The organism is Thermodesulfitimonas autotrophica, from assembly GCF_003815015.1.
GTDB lineage: Bacteria > Bacillota > Desulfotomaculia > Desulfotomaculales > Ammonificaceae > Thermodesulfitimonas > Thermodesulfitimonas autotrophica.
This window is the reverse complement of the sequence record NZ_RKRE01000003.1, coordinates 229,946-247,796: the sequence shown is the minus strand read 5'-3', so window position 1 is coordinate 247,796 and position 17,851 is coordinate 229,946. Positions and strand designations below refer to the sequence as shown.

The window sequence follows — 17,851 nt, the reverse complement described above, 5'->3', positions numbered from 1 at the left end:
TTCTCTCCCGGAGCCCGGTTCTTCCGGGTATCTTTTTTCCCTTCGCTACCGCCCGAAATATTCCTTCACCTGCGCGGCGATTTCTTCCGCTATTGCCGCGGGACCGGGGTAGGCCGCCACATCAAGCCACCGGATACCCTCCTCCCGCTTAAACCACGTGAACTGCCGCTTCGCGAACCGCCGCGTGTTGCGCTTCAGGAGGCGGACCGCCTCTTCAAAGGTCACCTCCCCCTTCAAGTAGGCCGCGATCTCCTTGTAGCCGAGCGCCTGCATCGCGGTCGCCTCGCGGGGCACGCCCCGGGCGAGGAGACGCTTGACCTCGTCAACCAGCCCCGCCGCAAGCATCGCGTCGACCCGGGCCTCGATACGCCGGTAAAGCTCTTCGCGCTCCAAATAGAGCCCGAAAACGAGCGCGTCGTACCGGGGTGCCGCCGTGGTGGCCGCTGCCGAAATCGGCTTGCCGGTCTGGTAGAAAACCTCCAGCGCCCGGATCACCCGCTTCACATTGTGCGGGTGGATCCGCGCCGCCGCTTCCGGATCAACCGCCTGCAGCCGCTCGTGCAGGTAAAGGGGGCCGAAACGCCGCGCCTCTTCCGCCAGACGCCGCCGCAGCTCCCGGTTCACCCCGCCGGCAAAGCGGAACCCCTCTACCACCGCCCGGATGTAAAGCCCGGTGCCGCCGGTAAGGATGGGCAGGCGGCCCCGCGCGTTGATTTCCTGGATATGCTCTCGCGCCAGCGCCTGGAAAGCAGCAACGCTAAAATCCTCCTCCGGGTCCACGACGTCGATCAGATAGTGCGGCACCCCTTTGCGCTCCGCCGGTGTTGGTTTGGCGGTGCCGATATCCATGCCCCGGTAAACCATCATCGAATCAGCCGAAATCACTTCGCCACCGACCCGGAGCGCCACCTCGACCGCAACCGCCGATTTTCCCGTGGCCGTTGGTCCCGTGATCACTAACAAGGGCAGCCTCGCCGTCATTTTTCCATCACACCGTAGGCGACGTGGGCGTGCCGCCCGCCGTAAATCTCCCGGAAGCCCAGGCGCGCGAACTCCGCGCTTCCCCGCCGCTCCTTCAGCACCACCCGCCGGCGCGCCACCCGGAGCGCCGCCCGTACCGTCTCCTCCTCAAGAGGCGCTCTCTCTCCGACGGCCCGCAGCGGCGCAACCTGCGCTGCCCCCTTCACCGGCACCCGGAAGAAAGGGTCGAAATAGACAACATCGAAGCTCGCCGCCGGCAGCTGCAGGAGATAATCATAGTGGTCGGCCACCACTACCTCGATCCGCCGCATCGCGGCCGTGAGGAGCAGTTCTTCCACGTAATGGCGCAACCCGTACTCAACCACCGCAGCCAGCGGCGCCACCTTCTCCACCCCCACCACGCGGCCCTGGGGCCCGGCAACAAAACTCGCCACAAGCGCGTCGGCGCCGAGCCCCAGGGTGCAGTCGAGAACTGTGTCCCCGGAGCGGAGCGCCATCGCCCGTATCATCTGGTCAGGTTTCCCAGCGAGGATATTCTTTATGCGCAGCAGCGCAGTCCCGGGATGGAAAAAGAATTCTTCCCGGCGGCCGTCCCTGTAAAAAACAAGGCTCAAGCGCTGGGGCCCGAAAACTAACGCCGCCTCCGCCCCCTCCCGGGATAGCAGCGCCGCAAGACCGTGACCGCCGCGCGGCACAAACGGAACACCCATCCGGGCTGCCAGCGCCCGGCCTGCCGCAGCCGCATCCTCGCCCGCCCCGTGGGTGGTCGTCACCAGCACCGCCACGATAAAACCGTTACCTCCTGCCGAAACGCCGCGCCAGCTCCTCGTAACCGAGGCAGACCGTGGTCGGACGCCCGTGGGGGCAGGTGAAAGGCTCCCGGCAGGCGGCCAGCTGGCTGATCAGGGCCGCCGCTTCTGGTGCCGTAAGCCGTTCGCCCGCCTTAACCGCTGCGTGGCAGGCGAGCGAAGCAAGCGCGGCCTTTTCCCGGCCCGCGCCCGGCCCCCCGTCCGCCTGCTCCCCCGCGGCCAAAAGATCGAGCAGCTCCGCCAGCAACAACCGCCCGCACTCCGCACCCAAGCCCGCCGGCACGCCCCGGAGCAGCGCGGCGTCTTCGCCAAAGGCTTCCACTAAAAAGCCGAAGCGCGCGAGCTCTCCCGCCGCCTCCGGATCGAAGCCCCGGACCTCTACCAGCTCCGGGGTCACTAACAACTGGCTGGCGATCCCGCCGCGCGCCAGAGCCGCCCCGAACGCCTCGAAGAGCACCCTTTCGTGCGCCGCGTGCTGGTCTATTAGGTAAAGCCCTTCGGGCCCGGCAGCCAAGATGTAGGTGGGCGGCAAAAAAGCGAGATACTCAAGGGTAGGGAAAATGGCGCCCGCCGTCCCGGTTGCGGCATCTCCTTCGCTTCTGGCACCGGGAAGTCCCCCTTCGCCCGGCAAAAGCCGCACCTGAGCCGCCTCTTCCGCCGTAGCCGCAGCCAACCCCGCAGCCCCCGCCCCGTAGCGTCCGGTCTCTTCCCTAAAAAAAACACCAGGAACCGGCTCCCGTCCAGGCAACCGGTCGGGAAGCCCCCGCCGGAAACCGGCTCCGGACGGCATCCCACCCGTTGTCCCTTTTCCTTTCGTTCCGGGAATCAAGACGGCACGGCCGAAAAGCGCTTTTTTCACGGCGCCGCGCGCAAAGGCGAGGACCTCCCGCTCCTGGTCGAAGCGGACCGTTAGCTTCTGCGGGTGAACATTCACATCCACAAAACCGGGGTCAAGCGTCAGGTGCAGCACGAAAAAGGGGTGCTTGCCAGCCGGCAGCAAGGTGCCGTAAGCCTCGTAAACCGCCGCCGTTAACCCCCCGTGCTTCACGTAGCGCCCGTTAACGAACCACGTTTGCCCGCGGCGGGTGGTCCGCACGAGCTCCGGCCTGCCCACAAAACCCGTCAGCCGCGCCCCTGCCCCTTCGGCCTCTACCGGGACGAGCGCCGCCGCCACCGCCTCGCCGTAGATCGCCCGCACCGCCCCCGCCAGCCCCGTTCCGGGCGTGCGGAAGAGTTCCCGCCCGCCGCTCTCCAGACGCACCGCCACGTCCGGACGGCCGAGCGCCAGACGCCCGGTCATCTCCGTCACGCGCCCCAGTTCTACGCGCGGCGAGCTCAGAAACTTCCGCCGCGCCGGCGTGTTGTAAAAAAGGTCGCGCACCGTCACCGTCGTCCCGGGCGGCGCCCCCACCGGCCTAAAATCCACCACCTGCCCGCCCTCGATCCGCACCAGGGTCCCGCCAACCGCATCGGCCACCCTGGTTTTCAGCTCCACCCGCGCCACCGCCGCGATGCTGGGCAGCGCCTCGCCCCGGAAGCCAAAGGTGGTAATCCGTTCAAGATCCGCACCGCAAGTAATCTTGCTCGTCGCGTGCCGCTCAAAGGCCAACAGAACGTCCGCTTCGGCAATCCCGCAGCCGTTATCCCGGACGGTAATGCTCTTCAGTTCCTTATCTACCACCACCTCGACGCAGCTCGCCCCCGCGTCGAAGGCATTTTCTACCAGCTCCTTCACCACCGACGCCGGCCGGTCGACCACTTCTCCCGCCGCGACCAGGCCCACCGTTTCCGGGTCGAGCACCTTTATCCGGCCCATTTTCAGCGTCCTCCCCGCCTGCCGCGCCGCGAGGATTTTACCGCGGCCACCGCATCCTTCAGCTCGGCCAAGATGTTAAGCGCCTGAAGCGGCGTCAGGTTATCGGTGTCGAGTGCCGCGAGCCGCTCCACTACCGGGTGCCCCTCCGGCTGCGGGAAAATCTCGAGTTGGACAACCCGCCGGCTACCCCCGGCGCGGGCTTCGAGCGCCGTTAGAATCTCCCGCGCCCGGGCCAGAACAGGCGCCGGCAGCCCCGCGAGCGCCGCGACCTGAATCCCGTAGCTCTTATCCGCCTTCCCCGGTACCACCCGGTAGAGAAAAGCAACGCCCGAAGCGTCCTCCCGCACCGCCACCGTCAGGTTGAAAACCCCGCTCAGCCGGTCGAGATCGGTGAGTTCGTGGTAGTGCGTCGAAAAAAGCGTCTTCGCCCCGATCCGGGTGGCGAGGTACTCGATAATCGCCCGGGCGATGCTCATCCCGTCGTAGGTGCTCGTTCCCCGCCCCACCTCGTCCATGATGACCAGGCTGCGCCGCGTCGCCCCGGTAAGGATCGTCCGGCACTCGCTCATTTCCATCATGAAAGTGCTCTGGCCCCCGGCCAGGTTATCCGCCGCGCCGATGCGGGTGAAGATGCGGTCCACCACCCCGATCGTCGCCTCTGCCGCCGGCACAAAACTGCCAACTTGCGCCAACAGCACAATGAGCGCCACCTGGCGCATGTAGGTACTTTTCCCGGCCATGTTTGGCCCCGTGATAATGGCGATCCGCCGCCCCGCATCGTCGAGGTGGGTATCGTTAGGAACAAAGCCGCCCGGCCCCAAAAAACGCTCCACGACCGGGTGGCGGCCCTCCCTGATGATTATCGCGCCGCCCTCGTTCACTTGGGGGCGCACGTAGTTCCCCCGCACCGCAGCCACCGCCAGCGACTGGAGCGCGTCGAGCTCGCCGAGCGCCCGCGCCGTCCGTAAGATGCGGTCGATTGCCCCCGCTGCCGCTTCCCGAACCGCGCAGAAAAGCTCGTACTCGCGCTGGTTGAGCTTCTCTTCCGCGCCCAGCGCCATCTCCTCGTACTCCTTCAGCTCCGGCGTGATAAAGCGCTCCGCAGTGGCGAGGGTCTGCCGCCGCTGGTAATCGGGAGGCACCAGCGCCAGGTTGGCCTTGGTCACCTCGATGTAGTAGCCGAAAACGCGGTTGTAGCCGACCTTCAGGGACTTGATCCCGGTCCGCTCCCGTTCCTTCGCCTCCAGCGCCGCGATGAAGCTGCGCGCATCCCGCCGCACCGCGCGCAGCCGGTCCACCGTTTCGTCGTAGCCCTCCCGGATGAGCCCCCCTTCATTCAAAACCGCCGGCGGCTCTGGCGCAATCGCCCGTTCGATAAGCGCCACCACGTCCCCGAGATCCGCAAGCCGTTCCCGGATCTGACCCAGCAGGCCCGCCGCCGCCCCCAAAAGTTCGCGCAGCCCGGCCGCCGCCCGCAACGCCTCCTTCAGCGATAGGAGGTCGCGGGCGTTAGCCATCCCGTAGGCCAGCTTCCCCGCGAGCCGCTCCAGGTCGCCGATCTTTTTCAACCCCGCCCGCACCGCCTCCCGGAGCCCCTCATCCGCCACCAAAGGCGCCACCGCCGCGAGGCGCGCCTCTATCGCCTGCGGCGACAAGAGCGGCTGCTCGAGCCATTCCCGTAGCCGCCGCCCCCCCATTCCCGTCAGCGTATAATCAAGGACCTCCAAGAGCGTCCCCTTGCGACCGCCGTCCTGGAGCGAACGTGTAAGCTCAAGGTTCCGCCGGGTGGCCGCGTCAAGGAGCATAAAGCCGTCGGGAGTATAAAAAGAGATCGTCTGGAGATGAACAAGCTCCCGTTTCTGCGTCTCCTGCAGGTAGGCCGCCAGGGCACCCGCGGCCGCCACCGCCGCCTCGTGCCCGGCTCCCTCGGCCCCCAGCCACTCCCCCGCCGCGCGGAAAGCGCGCAGCGCCTCCCTGGCCCGATGCGGCGCAAAAAAGTCCGCCGGGTAAAAGGTGACCGCCGCTGGTGCGGCAGCCCGCGCCAGCCCCGCCAGCTCCTTCTCTCCTTCCGGAAGCACCGCTTCCACCGGCTGGAGCCGGTAAATCTCGTCGTAAAGCTCGCTCTTTGCCGCCGGACCGGCAAACTCCGTGACCCGGAAATCGCCCGTGCCCACATCCGCCACCGCAAGACCGAAGGCCGTTTTACCAACCGGCGCCACGCTGACCACGTAGGTACTTTGCGCCTGGTCTTCCGGCTGCCCCTCGAAAAAGGTGCCGGGCGTGATGACCCGCGTAACCCCCCGCCGCACCAGCCCCTTTGCCTGCGCCGGATCCTCCAACTGCTCGCAAATCGCCACTTTGAAGCCCCGGCCTACCAGCCGCGCGATGTACCCGGCCGCGCTGTGGCAGGGAACCCCGCACATCGGCACCCGCCCGAGCTTCCCCGCGTCGCGGGAAGTCAGCGCCACCTCCAAGACCGGCGCCGCCCGCTCCGCATCCTCGAAAAACATCTCGTAAAAATCGCCCAGGTGGAAAAAGAGGATGGCGTCGGGATATTCCTTTTTAATCTCCATGTATTGCTGCATCATGGGGGTAAGGCTCAAGGAGAAAGGCCTCCTCTTGTAAGCCGGATCGCCAGCCGAAAAACCGGCAGCGGCAATCGCTAAGCGTAGCACCGGTTTTCTTAAATTATACCAGATGACCGGAAGGCAAAAAACAACCCCCGGCACTTCGGGGGTTAAAGCCTTTCAAACTATAGAACCGGTTATTGCCGGTGGTTTTTCAGACGCTCCGACGGGGGCTAATCCTCGTCACACTCGCCCCCGCACCCGCCGCCGCAAGCCGAGCACCCACCCGGTTCGCAACCGCCCTGACCGCTTATCGCGTGGTTTAAAATCTGGTTGATCTCCTGCAGGATGCGGCTGAACTGTTCCTGCGCCTCAAAAAACCGCCGGACCAGTGGATTAGCACCCATGCGCGCCTGAACCGAACCTATCGCCTGCTGCAGTTCCGGCCCGGGCTGCATCCCTCTGACACGCGCAAACTCGAGTTCCTGGCGGCACTGGTGGAACTCCTCGATGAGCGCCCGCGCCTCGGAATCGGCGAACATCGCCTGTTCCGCCTCCCGCAGGTTCCGGAGTTCCTCGCACTGGCTCAGCGCCGTTCCCAGCTCCAAAGCTTTTACGAGTACGGACACCTTATTTCACCCCCTCCTTACGGCCCCCCTCTACCACCCACTCAACCTGACGCAGGGCCGCCGGGGGTATCAAGGGGTATTTGCTAAATTATAAGCGAATAAGGGCCGTTTAGCAAGCACCGCCGCTTAAACGAGGCGCACGGAAAAATAAACCCACCGTTGCCGGCACCGTCCCCTTTTTTACCGGGCAGCCCCCTCTACTTCCCCCTCCAAAAAAGTGAGGTGCCCCGCCGTAATCCGCACCGGGACCAGGCGGCCAACCAGCCCTTCATCGCCCTTGAAAACGACCGTTTTATTCGTCCGCGTCCGGCCCGCGAGCTTTTCCCGGTCGTACTCGCTCGGCCCCTCCACCAAAACCTCGTGCACCCGGCCCTCCTCCGCCCGGTTCAGCTCCCGGCTGATCGCCTGCTGCACCGCGATCAGCTCCTGGATGCGGCGCGACTTCACCTCCTCCGGTACCTGGTCGGGCAAAGCGGCCGCCGGCGTGCCCCGGCGCGGGTTATAAACAAACGTAAAGGCCTGGTCGAAGCGCACCTGCCGTACCAGATCCAGCGTAGCCGCGAAATCTTCCTCCGTCTCCCCCGGGAAACCAACCATGATGTCGGTCGTGATGCTCGCTCCCAGCACCGCCGCCCGGATCTTTGCCACCAGGTTCAGGTAATCCGCCCGGGTGTAGCCCCGCCGCATCAGCTTCAGGATCCGGTCTGAACCCGCCTGCACCGGCAGGTGGAAATTCTCGCAGACCTTCTCCAACCGCGCCACCACCGTGATGAGCGCAGCGTCGAAATCCCGCGGGTGGGAGGTAGTGTAACGGATGCGCCAGATGCCGTCAACCCCGTTCACCATCGATAGAAGGTCCGCGAAGGTGACCCGGGGCTGGAGCCCCTTCCCGTAGGCGTTCACGTTCTGCCCTAACAGCACTATCTCCCGGTAACCCGCCGCGGCCAGCGCCTCGACCTCCCGGAGGATATCCTCCGGCCGCCGGCTTCGCTCCCGTCCCCGGACGTAAGGCACCACGCAGTAAGCGCAAAAGTTGTCGCAGCCGAACATCACCGGCACCCAGGCCCGGAGGCGGCTCTCCCGCCTGACGGGCAAACCCTCAGGGACACAGCACGCCTCCGGCCAAACCGCCACCACCGGCCCCTCCGCCCGCACCCGCTCTAAGAGCCGCGCCAGCTCATGCCGGTTGTGCGTCCCGAGCACCAGGTCCACGAAGGGAAAGCGCCGCCGGATCTCCGCCGCCACCCCTTCCTGCTGCGGCATACAGCCGGTGACGGCGATGACCATTCCCGGCCGCTTTTTCTTCAGCCGGCCTAGGGTCCCGAGCAGCCCCCACACCTTGTTCTCCGCCGTCTGGCGCACGCAACAGGTGTTGACCAGCACCAGGTCCGCCTCCGCCGGTCGCACCGCCCGCTCGTAACCTAACTCCTCGACGATCCCGGCCATCACCTCGCTGTCCCACTCGTTCATCTGACAACCGTAAGTCCGGATGTAGTATTTGCCAGGCATAGAAGCCTCCTTTTAACGTTCTACGTTCTACGTTCGGCGTTCTACGTTCGGCGTTCAAGGCATTTTCTATGGGGGTTGGTCCTGCCGTATAGCCCGCGCCCCCAAACCCACTCCCCTGTAATTTTACCACGACCAGCGGAAATTTTCCCGGCCCCGGATAGAGCGCCCCCGGTGGTGGCAAAATAGACCGAGGAGGTGGTAATGATGGTCCAGATCGCCATCAGCGAAATGGAAAAGCTGCAGCTCCGGCACCACTTAGGCATCGAGCAGGTGCGCGCCAAAAAACTGGCGGGCTACGCCGAACAGGTCCGCGACCCGGCGCTCAAAAACCTCTTGAACCAGATGAATCAGGTGAGCCAGCAGCACATCGGCACGCTCCAGAGCCTGCTCGGTCAAGCCGGCATCCCCCAGTCGCCCGCTACTCACTTTTAAGGGGCCGGAACCGAACCCGCGCCGCTAGGCCAACCGCGGTGCGGGCAAAACTTTCGAGGAGGGTAAACAATGCAGCTCGACGAGAGGGACATTCTCACCGACTGCCTGATCGACGCCAAATTCTTCTCCCACGGCTACCACATGGCAGCGCTTGAATCAGCCCACGACCAGGTGCGGAACGCCTTCATCCGGATGATGAACGATGAGGTCACCGGCGCCAAGATGCTTTTTGACGCCATGCACCAGCGCGGCTGGTACCCCGTCGACATGGCCCACGCCGGGGCGCAACCCTACCACGCCGCCGGCCAGCCTACAGCCTACGCCCGGCCCGGCGAAGCGCAGCCCTATTACGGCGCTACGCCGGGGATGCGTCCGGAGTACGGCACCACGCCAGGGATGCGGCCGGAACAAACCCCTGGTTTCCGCCCCGAGTACCAAGCCCGGCCGGAAACCGGCTACCGGCCCGAAGGCGGCTACCGGCCGGAAGGCGAAGCCCACCGCTGGTAATGAAAAACCACCCCGCCTCCGGGGTGGTTTTTAACTTCACCGTCACCCTTCAGGTTTAAACATTATTAAGACAAGCGGGTGAAACTGCTCCTGTCTTCCGGTATCGGCTTGCCTTCTCCCCTTTTCCCCTGAAGACCCCCGCACTCAAAACGCCGCCACCGGGCGGCCGGTGAGATAGCGCCAGGTGGCGAGGAGCGCCGCGTGCTGGCACCTGACGCCGTAAAGGTTCGCCCGCACCTCGGCTAAAGCTGCCTCGGCTTCTCCAGCACTCAACCAAAAGAGGTGCAACTCTTACTGCCAAAATGGAAGTTTAGAAGGGACCCCCCCTCAAAAAAATGGATAGAGGAACTATCTTTCTGAGTTGAGTGCTGGGCGCCTCCTGCAGGGCACGATCCCTACGGGGCGGATATTTTATCCTTGATTACCGTTAACACCTCAACCAAGCCCGTTTCTAAGGATGGTTGAACATTCTCAACAGACCCAACGTGCTTATGGTGGGGAAAAGTCTTAACACCGGGCCAGTGAGGAGCGTTATCCCAGCGGATGATAAGTTCTCCCTTCGTGTTCATCCAGTGGTAAGCATATTTTCTCTGGTCGCCAAAGTAATACTCCTTTACGTGCAACGTGCTACCGTCGAAAAAAATAAGCCGCGCCTTGAGGCGCCGCCTATTTCCCTCACGCTCGAACAGCTCAACTGCGAAGTCCTTGATAATCGCGTGATGAGCCCTGACGACGTTAAGCACGTTCAATTTCCTGCACCCGCTGCTTCAGCTCAGCTAACGTTTCGGCGGCAAAGCGCCAGTCGAGAAGGTCATCCTCCTTCTCAAAATCTTCTTTTCCCTGCCCCTTGAGGTGTTTGAGGAATTCTTCAAACGACATTCCGTATTTCTTCTGAAAAAAAGCGCATTCTGCCTCATAACGGCTTATCTTGCTCAAAAGCAACAGGAGAGCTTGCTCCTTTAAGGCCTCTCTTTCACTCGCAAACCCCAGCTCCCTCAGAACCGGGCGAACCTTCCGTAAAAAGGCTGCGTCAAGATTACCCGCTTCTTTGCCCATAATCCCTACCCCCTTCGCGCCCTTGATCCACTTACCCTCAGTCTACCATACCGGTCGCAACGAGTCCAGGACAGTTGGTGTAGCCCGTCATCCAGACTTCCGCCGAACAGCACTCAAAACATCGCCACGGGGCGGCCCGTCAAATACCGCCAGGTGGCCAAAACCGCCGCGTACTGGCACCTGGTGCCGTAAAGGCTTGCCTGCGCTTCGGCTAAAGCCGCCTCGGCTTCGCGCACCTTGTCCCGCGCGACCAAGCCCACCTTGTACTGCGCCTCAACCACCCGTAGCGCGTCCTGCGCCGTCCGCACCGCAGCCGCCCAGACCAGGACAAGCGACGATCTCTTGAACCCGGGCCAAGGGCTTGCAGGCTGTAGAAATCAACCCTTCAACTTACCGGTTCCGCTAACCGCAGACCCGGAATCTTTTCGTAGTGCCTCCGGTTGTCTGTCAGTAACAGCAAACTGTAATGAACAGCAGTGCTTCCTATCAGCAGGTCAAGGTCAGCGACAGTTAGTCCCTGCTGCCGCAGTTCCGCCCGAAGTTGCCCGAAGACCCTAGCCACGTCTTTATTCACGTCCACTACCACTACGCCGGCGAGAAAGCGCGCCAGCCCCTCTTCCCTGGTGAGGGTTTTGGCCTCGAAAAACACCCTCGTATAACTCGGCAACTGATATAACACTCACCGCTAGGCCTTCCTTTTGCAGCCTTTTCAAAGTAGAGACGTATGGTTCCCTGCCGCGCAAATAGAAAACGATCCAGTCGGTGTCTATTAGGTACTTGGCCGTCACCATTCTATTGCTGGCCTTTCACTTCTTTCCCGCCGCCGGTAAACCTCGGCAACGAATCCTTCCGCGTCGAAGTCGGGCCACGAGCCGGCGGCCTTTTCAAACTCTTCCCGGGCTTTATCCCGCCTCTTGTCTCCCTCAAGCTCCCGGATCAAGCGCTCCCGTTCCGTCGCCGAAAGTTTTTTTATCTCCTCTAAGATTTTCTCCAGCGCCACAGTCCACCGCCTCCCTTCAAGCACCATTGTACCAGAAGTTAGCTCCTGCCCCAAAATAAAACCTTCTCCCCTTTTCCCCTGAAGACCCCCGCACTCAAAACGCCACCACGGGGCAGCCGGTGCGGTAGCGCCAGGTGGCCAAGGCAGCCGCGTGCTGGCACCTGAACGCCGTAAAGGCTCGCCCGCGCTTCGGCTAAAGCTGCTTCCGCTTCGCGCAGCTTGTCCCGCGCGACCAGGCCGACCCGCTACTGCGCCTCAACCACCCGGAGCGCGTCCCGCGCCGTCTCAACCGCCGCTTCCAGCGCCGCCTCCTGAAGTTTTCCTGGCACCGCTACAAGACCTGTTCCTTGGCAATGCCGGGCATTTCTACCTCTACAGTCAACGGCCATTTCCCCAGTTTCTTAGAGGCATTCAGTATCTCCAGCCCCAGCAAATTTCCCTCTTCATCCACGTCCATCATTACCCCGGCGGAAATTTCTTCTGTATCCGCAATTACTCCCTCTTTAAAACGAATATATAGAGCATCAGCATCCGGATCATACCGAAACCTCATAAGTCATCCCTCCAGTACTTTTGAACCTTTGAGGTCTTATAGGCGGTAAGCACTACCCACGCACTTCCCTCTAATCTGGCCGCCACCCGGATTAAATATTCTTTGCCGCCTTCGGCATAGCGCCGCTGGAATACAGAAATACGCATGTGCTTCAGTTTAGCATACCGGTCGCAACGAGTCCAGGACAGTTGGTGCAGCCCGTCACCCAGACTTTCCGCCGAACAGCACTCAAAACATTGCCACCGGACGGCCGGTGCGGTAGCGCCAAGAGGACAGGAGCACTGCGTGCTGGCACCTGATGCCGTAAAGGTCCGCCTGCGCTTCGGCTAAAGCCGCCTCGGCTAAGGCCGTCCCGGCTACAGCAGTTAGATTATTCTTGCTGCGCCCCCGCTATGACTGTCTTCTTTTGCCGTCAGGCCTGCAACAAGCGCTCAAACCCAGCCTGAACAAAGTGCTGGTCAGAAGTGAAAGCCTTTTGACACCTGCGGCGCCTCATTACCACAAAGCTGATGCAGTCGGTGAGGCTCCACTCCTTGTCTGGCCGCCCCTTGAACAGCTTCCAACCCTCCGCCAACAAATCCTTAGTAACGTGAACAACTTTAAGCACCCCAAGCTTTTCAGCCTCTTTAATTTTCTGCATGAAAGCTTGGGCAAGCGGCCTAAGAGAAGCTTTACTTAATGCGTTGCACGTCTCGATTAGCACAGCATCTGTAGTAACCCGACCAACATTACCCAGGCTACGGTAGACTTCTACTGCCTGGACATGAAGCTGGTCCTGACGGTTTATTAAAGCCAGCCATCCCGCCGTGTCTATAAAAACAGCCCTACTCACCGCTCATCTGCCTCGTAAAGATAGCGATCGTGCCGGTGAGCCAAGTCTGCAGGCGCGTCATCCGGAGATTCTGGCGCCCACTCGTCAACGCTGAGAAAAGGGTCCTTCTCAAAATCAGGCCGCCGATCACCTCTTACCGGCTCCACAAAGACCGGCAAACCGTCCGGTAGCTTAACGCCTCCTTCAAGAACCACCACGTTGCCTTTTACAATGCCTTTGTAGGGCACGAATACCCCCCTCCTTTCAGAACCGTTCAGAAGCCCTTTTGTTTTCAATTCTACCACTCAGGACTTCGTTAACTCAATTACCGGGCGGCCGGTGCGGTAGCGCCAGGTAGCCCCCGCACTCAACTTAAAGAGACGGCCCCTCTTACCTCTAACGGGGAACGCCGCCAGCAACCTTCCACTTTCCCAGTAATTGTTCGCCCTTCCCTCAGTTGAGTGCGGGGCCGCGTGCTGGCACTGGGCGCCCCGTTAGATACCGTTTTGACAGAAGGCGGGTTTAAACATTATAATGTTACTGGAGGTGATGTTGATGCAACGGACACAAATTTACCTTCATCCCGAACAGCACCGGGCGCTATTAAGGGAAGCAGCCAAAAAAGGCGTCTCCTTAGCCAAGCTAATCCGGGAGATAATCGCCAAACACCTGAAAGAGCAGGCCAGGCCCGTACCAGCAGGCAAGGAAACTTTTCTTAAAATAGTAGGAATGGGAGCAAGTGATAAAACAGATGTTTCCGTGCGGCACGATCACTACCTGGCGGAGGCATTGAAAGGTGATAATGGTTGATACCGGAGCCTGGTACGCCGTCTGCGACGCTTCAGACACAAACCACCAGCGGGCAAAAGCGTTTTACGAAAAAGTGGCCGGCGTAATCCCCCTGGTAACAACCGACGCGATCCTCGCGGAAACCTGGACGCTACTGGCCGCCCGTCTTGGCCGGCCTGCCGCCGTCACTTTTTGGGAAACGCTGCGCGAAGCCCGTGTGCCTGTTATCACCCTGCAAGAGGCAGACATAGAAGTTGCGTGGCAGATAATAAACGCTTTCCCCGACCAAACCTTCAGCTTTACCGACGCAACCACCTTTGCCGCTATGGAACGATTGGGCATCGAGCAGGTCTTCACTTTTGACCATCACTTTTTCGTTTACCGCTACGGCCCCGGACGCAGAAAGGCTTTCAACTGCGTGCCGTAGCCGTAGCCCCTTACCAGAGAGTTTTTCGCCCCTTAGTTGCGAAGCCGCCACGGCCGCCGTACGCCTCAACCCTTACCACAAACTACATCCCCGCCACCGGGCGGCCAGTGAGGTAGCGCCAGGTGGCAAGAAGCGCCGCGTGCTGGCACTTGATGCCGTAAAGGCTCGCCTGCACCTCGGCTAAAGCCGCCTCCGCTTCGCGCACCTTGTCCCGCGCGACCAAACCCACCTTGTACTGGGCCTCAACCACCCGGAGCGCGTCCTGCGCCGTCTTAACTGCCGCTTCCAGCGCCGCCTCCTGTTCCTCCAGGGCGCGCAGGTCGTGGTAGGTGCTCTCCATTTTTCTCTTTACTTGGGGAGCCTGCGGTTTTTGGGTCCACCCTCCCTACTTTCCGGCCGCGGCCGTCCCGGAGCCGCTTGCCGCTAATACACCCAAATACGCCCAGGGTTTCGCCGCAGCTAGCTTCATATAGGCGTGCTGCACTGTCAGGTCAAGAAGACTCTGACGCGCTGCCGCCAGGTCCGCCTCCGCTGCCGTCACCTCGGCAGGCGTCCCGGCCCCCGCTGCCAGCCTAACGCGCGCCAGCCGCAGGTTCTCCGCCGCAGTAGCCACCGCTTCCTGCGCCGCCGCATACGCTTCCTCCAGACTGCGGATGCCGGTGTAAAGCTTCCGCCCCAAAAGCGTCGCCGCTTCCTCGGCACTTTCCGCATCCAGTTCCGCCTTCCGGGCATCCTCTTCCGTTACTACCGTCGCGGGGTTGCCGGTGTCGTAATTCTGAACCGCGCGCTTATATTCCGCCGCGTAGCGCGCAATCCAGACCGTCGGGTTGTTCCCCGTTGCCCAAGACACGCAGTCGTTCTCGGTCGCCGTAAAGGGCGCAAAGGAAACCGTATCAGTGAGCACAGGCCGCTCCTCCGGTGGCAGTCCAACCAACTGGTTGAAAGCCACATAAGCGTCGTTCAGCTCCCCCTGCGTCGCAGCCAGGGCCGCCTTCGCCCCTGCTAACTGCGCCTCCAAGCCCTTGAGCGCTATCCGGGTAGCCACGCCCGCCCGGACCATCGCCTGCGTCACCGCCAGTTTCTTCTCCAGCGGTTTTAAAGCCGCCTCCTTTGCCGCTACCTTTTCCTGCGCCCGCAGCACCGCGTAGTAACGGTTATAAACGTCAAGCACCACCGTATCGCGAGCCAGCTCATAATTCTGCCGCGCGCCACGCCAGCCAAAATCCGCGCTTTCCTTAGCGAAAAGCAGCGGCTCCGTTCCGGGAGTATAGGTTGTATACCACTGGGGCTGTACCGCGCCTGCTGCCGAAAGCCGCGTGCTTTCAGCCTTGTCGAGGTCCAGTTGCGCCTTCTCCACGCTCTTGCTGAAGCAGAGCGCCCGGAAAACGGCCTCCGCCATACTCAGTTTTACCGGCGCCTTCTCCTTCTCCGCCGCCACCGCCGGCAAGGTCAGCATAACGACCACCAACAATGAACCCAGCATACCGCAAACGCGCTTCCACATGCCTACCACTCCCACCGGAATTTGCTTAACCAATTTAACTATATCCTACCGGCTAGCACGCGTCAACAGGGTATGTGAGATTATAACGTGATACCAAGCAAGCCGAAATAGAGAATTTAAAAGGGCCCGGGAGCTCATTAGCCCCGCGGGCCCTTCGGAAACGTAACCTTACTATTTTACTGCACGTTCATCGTGACGGTCTTGGAGGCTTCGTCCCAGCCAACCGTCGCGCCAAGCGCCTGGCCGACGTACCGGAACGGCAGCATCGTCCGGCCGCTGCTAATCTCCGGCGCCGCATCCATCGTTACCGCGATGCCGTTGATCAGCATCGTCTTGGAGCCGATGGTCATCTGCACGACGCGGTCACCCTTGATCAGCGTCACGGTCTTCTTCACGCCGTCCCAGATGATGTTGGACTCGTCCACGCCGGCAGCGAGCGCCGCGAACCGCACCGGCATGTAGGTCCGGCCGTCCTTGATGTACGGCGCCACGTCCATCGTCTTCTCGACGCCGTTCACCTTATAGGTGGTGGAGCCGATGACGAAGGAGCTGTCACGCTTGGTCGCGGAGACGGCCTTCGCGTTGACTACCCGCAGGATAGTCTTACCCGAATAGTTCGCACTCAGTGCCGCACCGCTCAGCGCCACCTCCACGTCACCCTTGAAAGTGCTGTCAACGTCGTACTTAATGCCGTAGAACTTGATCGTATCTACTGCACCGCCGAGGCTAAGGTTAATCTCAGCGTAATTCTGGCCCTTGGCGTTACTGGTGGTCTGCTCATCACCGTTGTTGATCTTGTACTTGAACTCGTCGCTGAACTTTACACCTGAAGGTAGTGTGAGCTTGATGTTAGCCGAGGCCATGCTCGCCGGTTTGGTTTCAGTAACGGTAATATCACCCGCCGCCTGAGCGTTAGTTCCCGATACTACCTCAACAGCCGTGGCCGTAGCCGTCGCCGGGGCAACGATCTTGCCGACCACCACGTCGCCAGTCGCACCCGCATCGCCGCTGAAGCTGAGCTTCAGGTCGCCGAGCGCCGCGGTTTCGTCAACGTCTACTTTAATGTCAGTGATCTTGATTTCGTCAGCAGCATTACCGAGGATAATCCAAACCTTCTTGTTGTCATCAAAGGGAGTAACCGTGGAACCAGCAACACTACACGACGGTGTGCCATTGAACTTCACGCCCGCCGGCGCCGCGATGACGATGGATTTGTCCTTAGCAATGCTCCCGTTGGCCTTTACTGTAACCTCATCCACAAGCTGCCCGTTCTTCGCCAACAGCAGGTCTTCGGTCACGGTGTCCTTGGTGCTCAGGGTTACCGTCGGCGCACCGACGTTGCCGATAACCAGCGTCGCGGTCTTCACCTTGGTCGAGGAACTAGTGATAGTCACGGTAACATCGCCAGTCGGTGCCCCAGGCATTACATTAATGTAAGGAGTAACTGCAATCGTGTCGGCCAAAGCAGACGGAGAATCAACCTTTAAAGTCAGCTTCTTTTTCGTAGAATCAATCGACAGGGTACCTTTAAGCCCGTAAGCACCATAGGTGATCCCGGAAGTCGTCAGCATTGTGTTACTCCACTGGAAGTAGCTGGACGGCAACTCGAGATAGATCTCATCATTCTGAACAAGAGAAGCAGCCGCGCTTTCCGTGAAGGTAATCTTTGCAGCCTTCTGATCGTTCTTCGCCTCACTCAAAGCCTTCGCCGTTTCCGCGGAAGCAGTAACTTCCTTGGTCACGACCTGCCCGACCTTGAGGTCCGCAGTGTAGTCAGAACCGACCTGCAAGCCGTCGGTGCCGATGATCTTTACCGTCACTTTCACGTTGATGTTGTCCGCCGCATCGGTACCGATATTAACTTTTGATTCACCAGTAGCATCAAATTTAAACTGGACAACCGTATTTTTAGTTGTATCTAGGGGGTAAGCTACCGTTAGGACCGTATCGGAAGATGTTTTCCGCTCAACATTCCCAGGATCACCTGACGGTGCCGTTGCGTAGTTACTGAGCGTGCCCAAAGCCGGGTCTTTAGCGTACTTCACACCAGTCGGCAACGTTACGGTAGCATAAACCCAGCCGCTTACAGCTAACGTATCGCTGTCGACATCAACTTTGATCCAGCCCAGCGTTTGCCCATCCTTCTTTTCCACCGTTGCCAGTGCACTCGAGAAGGTCACCGGATCAGCGCCGAACGCCGTGCCTACCGGCAGCACAATGCTGAGCAGGAAGGTGAGCGTCAGCAGGATGCTGAGCCATCTTTTGCGCGCTTTGATCAAGCTTTTTCCCTCCTTGGTTCGTTAGTTGGTTGGTGAATTCGGAGAAAAGGAACTTCTTTCGAAAGAACCTCCTGAGGTGCTACGGGACCGCACTGCGGGCCGTCGCCCGCCCGTCCCTAAACTGCCGGCCTGGCGACCGAAAAACTTCCAGGTCATCACCTCCTTGGGTCAGAGGTTAGAGG

Annotated in this window: 22 protein-coding genes; 4 read left to right on the top strand and 18 right to left on the bottom strand. The window is 61.1% G+C overall.

Features of this window, described 5'->3' with window-relative positions:
- Positions 1-45 precede the first annotated feature (45 nt).
- From miaA to miaB, 6 genes are all read right to left on the bottom strand, one after another.
- Positions 46-981 (bottom strand): tRNA (adenosine(37)-N6)-dimethylallyltransferase MiaA, encoded by a 936-nt coding sequence (gene miaA / locus EDD75_RS08685; protein WP_123931162.1) that lies wholly within the window; start codon positions 979-981, stop codon positions 46-48.
- On the bottom strand, positions 978-1,766 hold the full coding sequence (locus EDD75_RS08680; protein WP_123931159.1) for a class I SAM-dependent methyltransferase: 789 nt from the start codon (positions 1,764-1,766) through the stop codon (positions 978-980). The genes miaA and EDD75_RS08680 overlap by 4 nt, the downstream gene beginning before the upstream one ends.
- A gap of 10 nt (positions 1,767-1,776) precedes the next feature.
- Positions 1,777-3,606: a DNA mismatch repair endonuclease MutL gene (gene mutL, locus EDD75_RS08675; protein WP_123931156.1), complete on the bottom strand. Its 1,830-nt coding sequence runs from the start codon at positions 3,604-3,606 to the stop codon at positions 1,777-1,779.
- A 2-nt stretch (positions 3,607-3,608) separates the two neighbouring features.
- Positions 3,609-6,209: a DNA mismatch repair protein MutS gene (mutS, locus tag EDD75_RS08670; RefSeq protein ID WP_123931153.1), complete on the bottom strand. Its 2,601-nt coding sequence runs from the start codon at positions 6,207-6,209 to the stop codon at positions 3,609-3,611.
- A 197-nt stretch (positions 6,210-6,406) separates the two neighbouring features.
- On the bottom strand, positions 6,407-6,802 hold the full coding sequence (locus EDD75_RS08665) for a YlbF/YmcA family competence regulator (RefSeq protein ID WP_123931150.1): 396 nt from the start codon (positions 6,800-6,802) through the stop codon (positions 6,407-6,409).
- Between the two features lie 180 nt (positions 6,803-6,982).
- A complete protein-coding gene (gene miaB / locus EDD75_RS08660; RefSeq protein ID WP_123931147.1) occupies positions 6,983-8,311 on the bottom strand; it encodes a tRNA (N6-isopentenyl adenosine(37)-C2)-methylthiotransferase MiaB in 1,329 nt (442 codons plus the stop codon).
- 201 nt (positions 8,312-8,512) lie between these two features.
- Between miaB and EDD75_RS08655 the strand changes: the two genes are divergently transcribed.
- Both EDD75_RS08655 and EDD75_RS08650 read left to right on the top strand, forming a co-directional pair.
- Positions 8,513-8,743, top strand: a complete 231-nt coding sequence (locus EDD75_RS08655) for a ferritin family protein (protein WP_123931144.1) — start codon at positions 8,513-8,515, stop codon at positions 8,741-8,743.
- A gap of 69 nt (positions 8,744-8,812) precedes the next feature.
- Positions 8,813-9,250, top strand: a complete 438-nt coding sequence (locus EDD75_RS08650) for a spore coat protein (protein ID WP_123931141.1) — start codon at positions 8,813-8,815, stop codon at positions 9,248-9,250.
- A gap of 144 nt (positions 9,251-9,394) precedes the next feature.
- On the opposite strand, the gene EDD75_RS11460 is transcribed toward EDD75_RS08650, so the two are convergent.
- The 9 genes from EDD75_RS11460 to EDD75_RS08610 all read right to left on the bottom strand — a co-directional run bounded on the left by EDD75_RS11460 (position 9,395) and on the right by EDD75_RS08610 (position 12,918).
- Positions 9,395-9,523, bottom strand: coding sequence for a hypothetical protein (locus EDD75_RS11460; protein WP_281277527.1), 129 nt, complete (start codon positions 9,521-9,523; stop codon positions 9,395-9,397).
- A gap of 122 nt (positions 9,524-9,645) precedes the next feature.
- Complete coding sequence (locus EDD75_RS08645) at positions 9,646-9,993, bottom strand: toxin-antitoxin system TumE family protein (RefSeq protein ID WP_245963161.1); 348 nt, start codon at positions 9,991-9,993, stop codon at positions 9,646-9,648.
- The gene (locus EDD75_RS08640; RefSeq protein WP_123931135.1) at positions 9,986-10,306 is read right to left on the bottom strand and encodes a hypothetical protein; all 321 of its coding nucleotides are present in this window, start codon (positions 10,304-10,306) and stop codon (positions 9,986-9,988) included. Before EDD75_RS08640 ends, EDD75_RS08645 begins: the two co-directional genes overlap by 8 nt.
- 113 nt (positions 10,307-10,419) lie before the next feature.
- The gene (locus tag EDD75_RS08635; RefSeq protein WP_170157780.1) at positions 10,420-10,614 is read right to left on the bottom strand and encodes a TolC family protein; all 195 of its coding nucleotides are present in this window, start codon (positions 10,612-10,614) and stop codon (positions 10,420-10,422) included.
- 77 nt (positions 10,615-10,691) lie between these two features.
- The gene (locus EDD75_RS08630) at positions 10,692-10,985 is read right to left on the bottom strand and encodes a PIN domain-containing protein (RefSeq protein ID WP_123931127.1); all 294 of its coding nucleotides are present in this window, start codon (positions 10,983-10,985) and stop codon (positions 10,692-10,694) included.
- A 105-nt stretch (positions 10,986-11,090) separates the two neighbouring features.
- Positions 11,091-11,306, bottom strand: a complete 216-nt coding sequence (locus tag EDD75_RS08625; RefSeq protein ID WP_123931124.1) for a hypothetical protein — start codon at positions 11,304-11,306, stop codon at positions 11,091-11,093.
- 331 nt (positions 11,307-11,637) lie between these two features.
- Positions 11,638-11,859 (bottom strand): DUF2283 domain-containing protein, encoded by a 222-nt coding sequence (locus tag EDD75_RS08620; RefSeq protein WP_123931121.1) that lies wholly within the window; start codon positions 11,857-11,859, stop codon positions 11,638-11,640.
- Positions 11,860-12,271: 412 nt separating this feature from the next.
- Positions 12,272-12,691: a type II toxin-antitoxin system VapC family toxin gene (locus EDD75_RS08615; protein WP_123931118.1), complete on the bottom strand. Its 420-nt coding sequence runs from the start codon at positions 12,689-12,691 to the stop codon at positions 12,272-12,274.
- Positions 12,688-12,918, bottom strand: coding sequence for a hypothetical protein (locus tag EDD75_RS08610; protein ID WP_123931115.1), 231 nt, complete (start codon positions 12,916-12,918; stop codon positions 12,688-12,690). The genes EDD75_RS08615 and EDD75_RS08610 overlap by 4 nt, the downstream gene beginning before the upstream one ends.
- Before the next feature lie 286 nt (positions 12,919-13,204).
- Between EDD75_RS08610 and EDD75_RS08605 the strand changes: the two genes are divergently transcribed.
- Both EDD75_RS08605 and EDD75_RS08600 read left to right on the top strand, forming a co-directional pair.
- A complete protein-coding gene (locus tag EDD75_RS08605) occupies positions 13,205-13,480 on the top strand; it encodes a ribbon-helix-helix domain-containing protein (protein WP_123931112.1) in 276 nt (91 codons plus the stop codon).
- Entirely contained in the window at positions 13,473-13,886 is a 414-nt protein-coding gene (locus tag EDD75_RS08600) for a type II toxin-antitoxin system VapC family toxin (protein WP_245963160.1), read from the top strand. Before EDD75_RS08605 ends, EDD75_RS08600 begins: the two co-directional genes overlap by 8 nt.
- Before the next feature lie 82 nt (positions 13,887-13,968).
- On the opposite strand, the gene EDD75_RS08595 is transcribed toward EDD75_RS08600, so the two are convergent.
- The 3 genes from EDD75_RS08595 to EDD75_RS08585 form a co-directional block, all read right to left on the bottom strand.
- Entirely contained in the window at positions 13,969-14,226 is a 258-nt protein-coding gene (locus EDD75_RS08595; RefSeq protein ID WP_123931107.1) for a TolC family protein, read from the bottom strand.
- Positions 14,227-14,271: 45 nt separating this feature from the next.
- The gene (locus tag EDD75_RS08590; RefSeq protein ID WP_123931104.1) at positions 14,272-15,390 is read right to left on the bottom strand and encodes a TolC family protein; all 1,119 of its coding nucleotides are present in this window, start codon (positions 15,388-15,390) and stop codon (positions 14,272-14,274) included.
- Between the two features lie 176 nt (positions 15,391-15,566).
- Positions 15,567-17,570 (bottom strand): copper amine oxidase N-terminal domain-containing protein, encoded by a 2,004-nt coding sequence (locus EDD75_RS08585; protein ID WP_123931101.1) that lies wholly within the window; start codon positions 17,568-17,570, stop codon positions 15,567-15,569.
- Between the last annotated feature and the right edge of the window lie 281 nt (positions 17,571-17,851).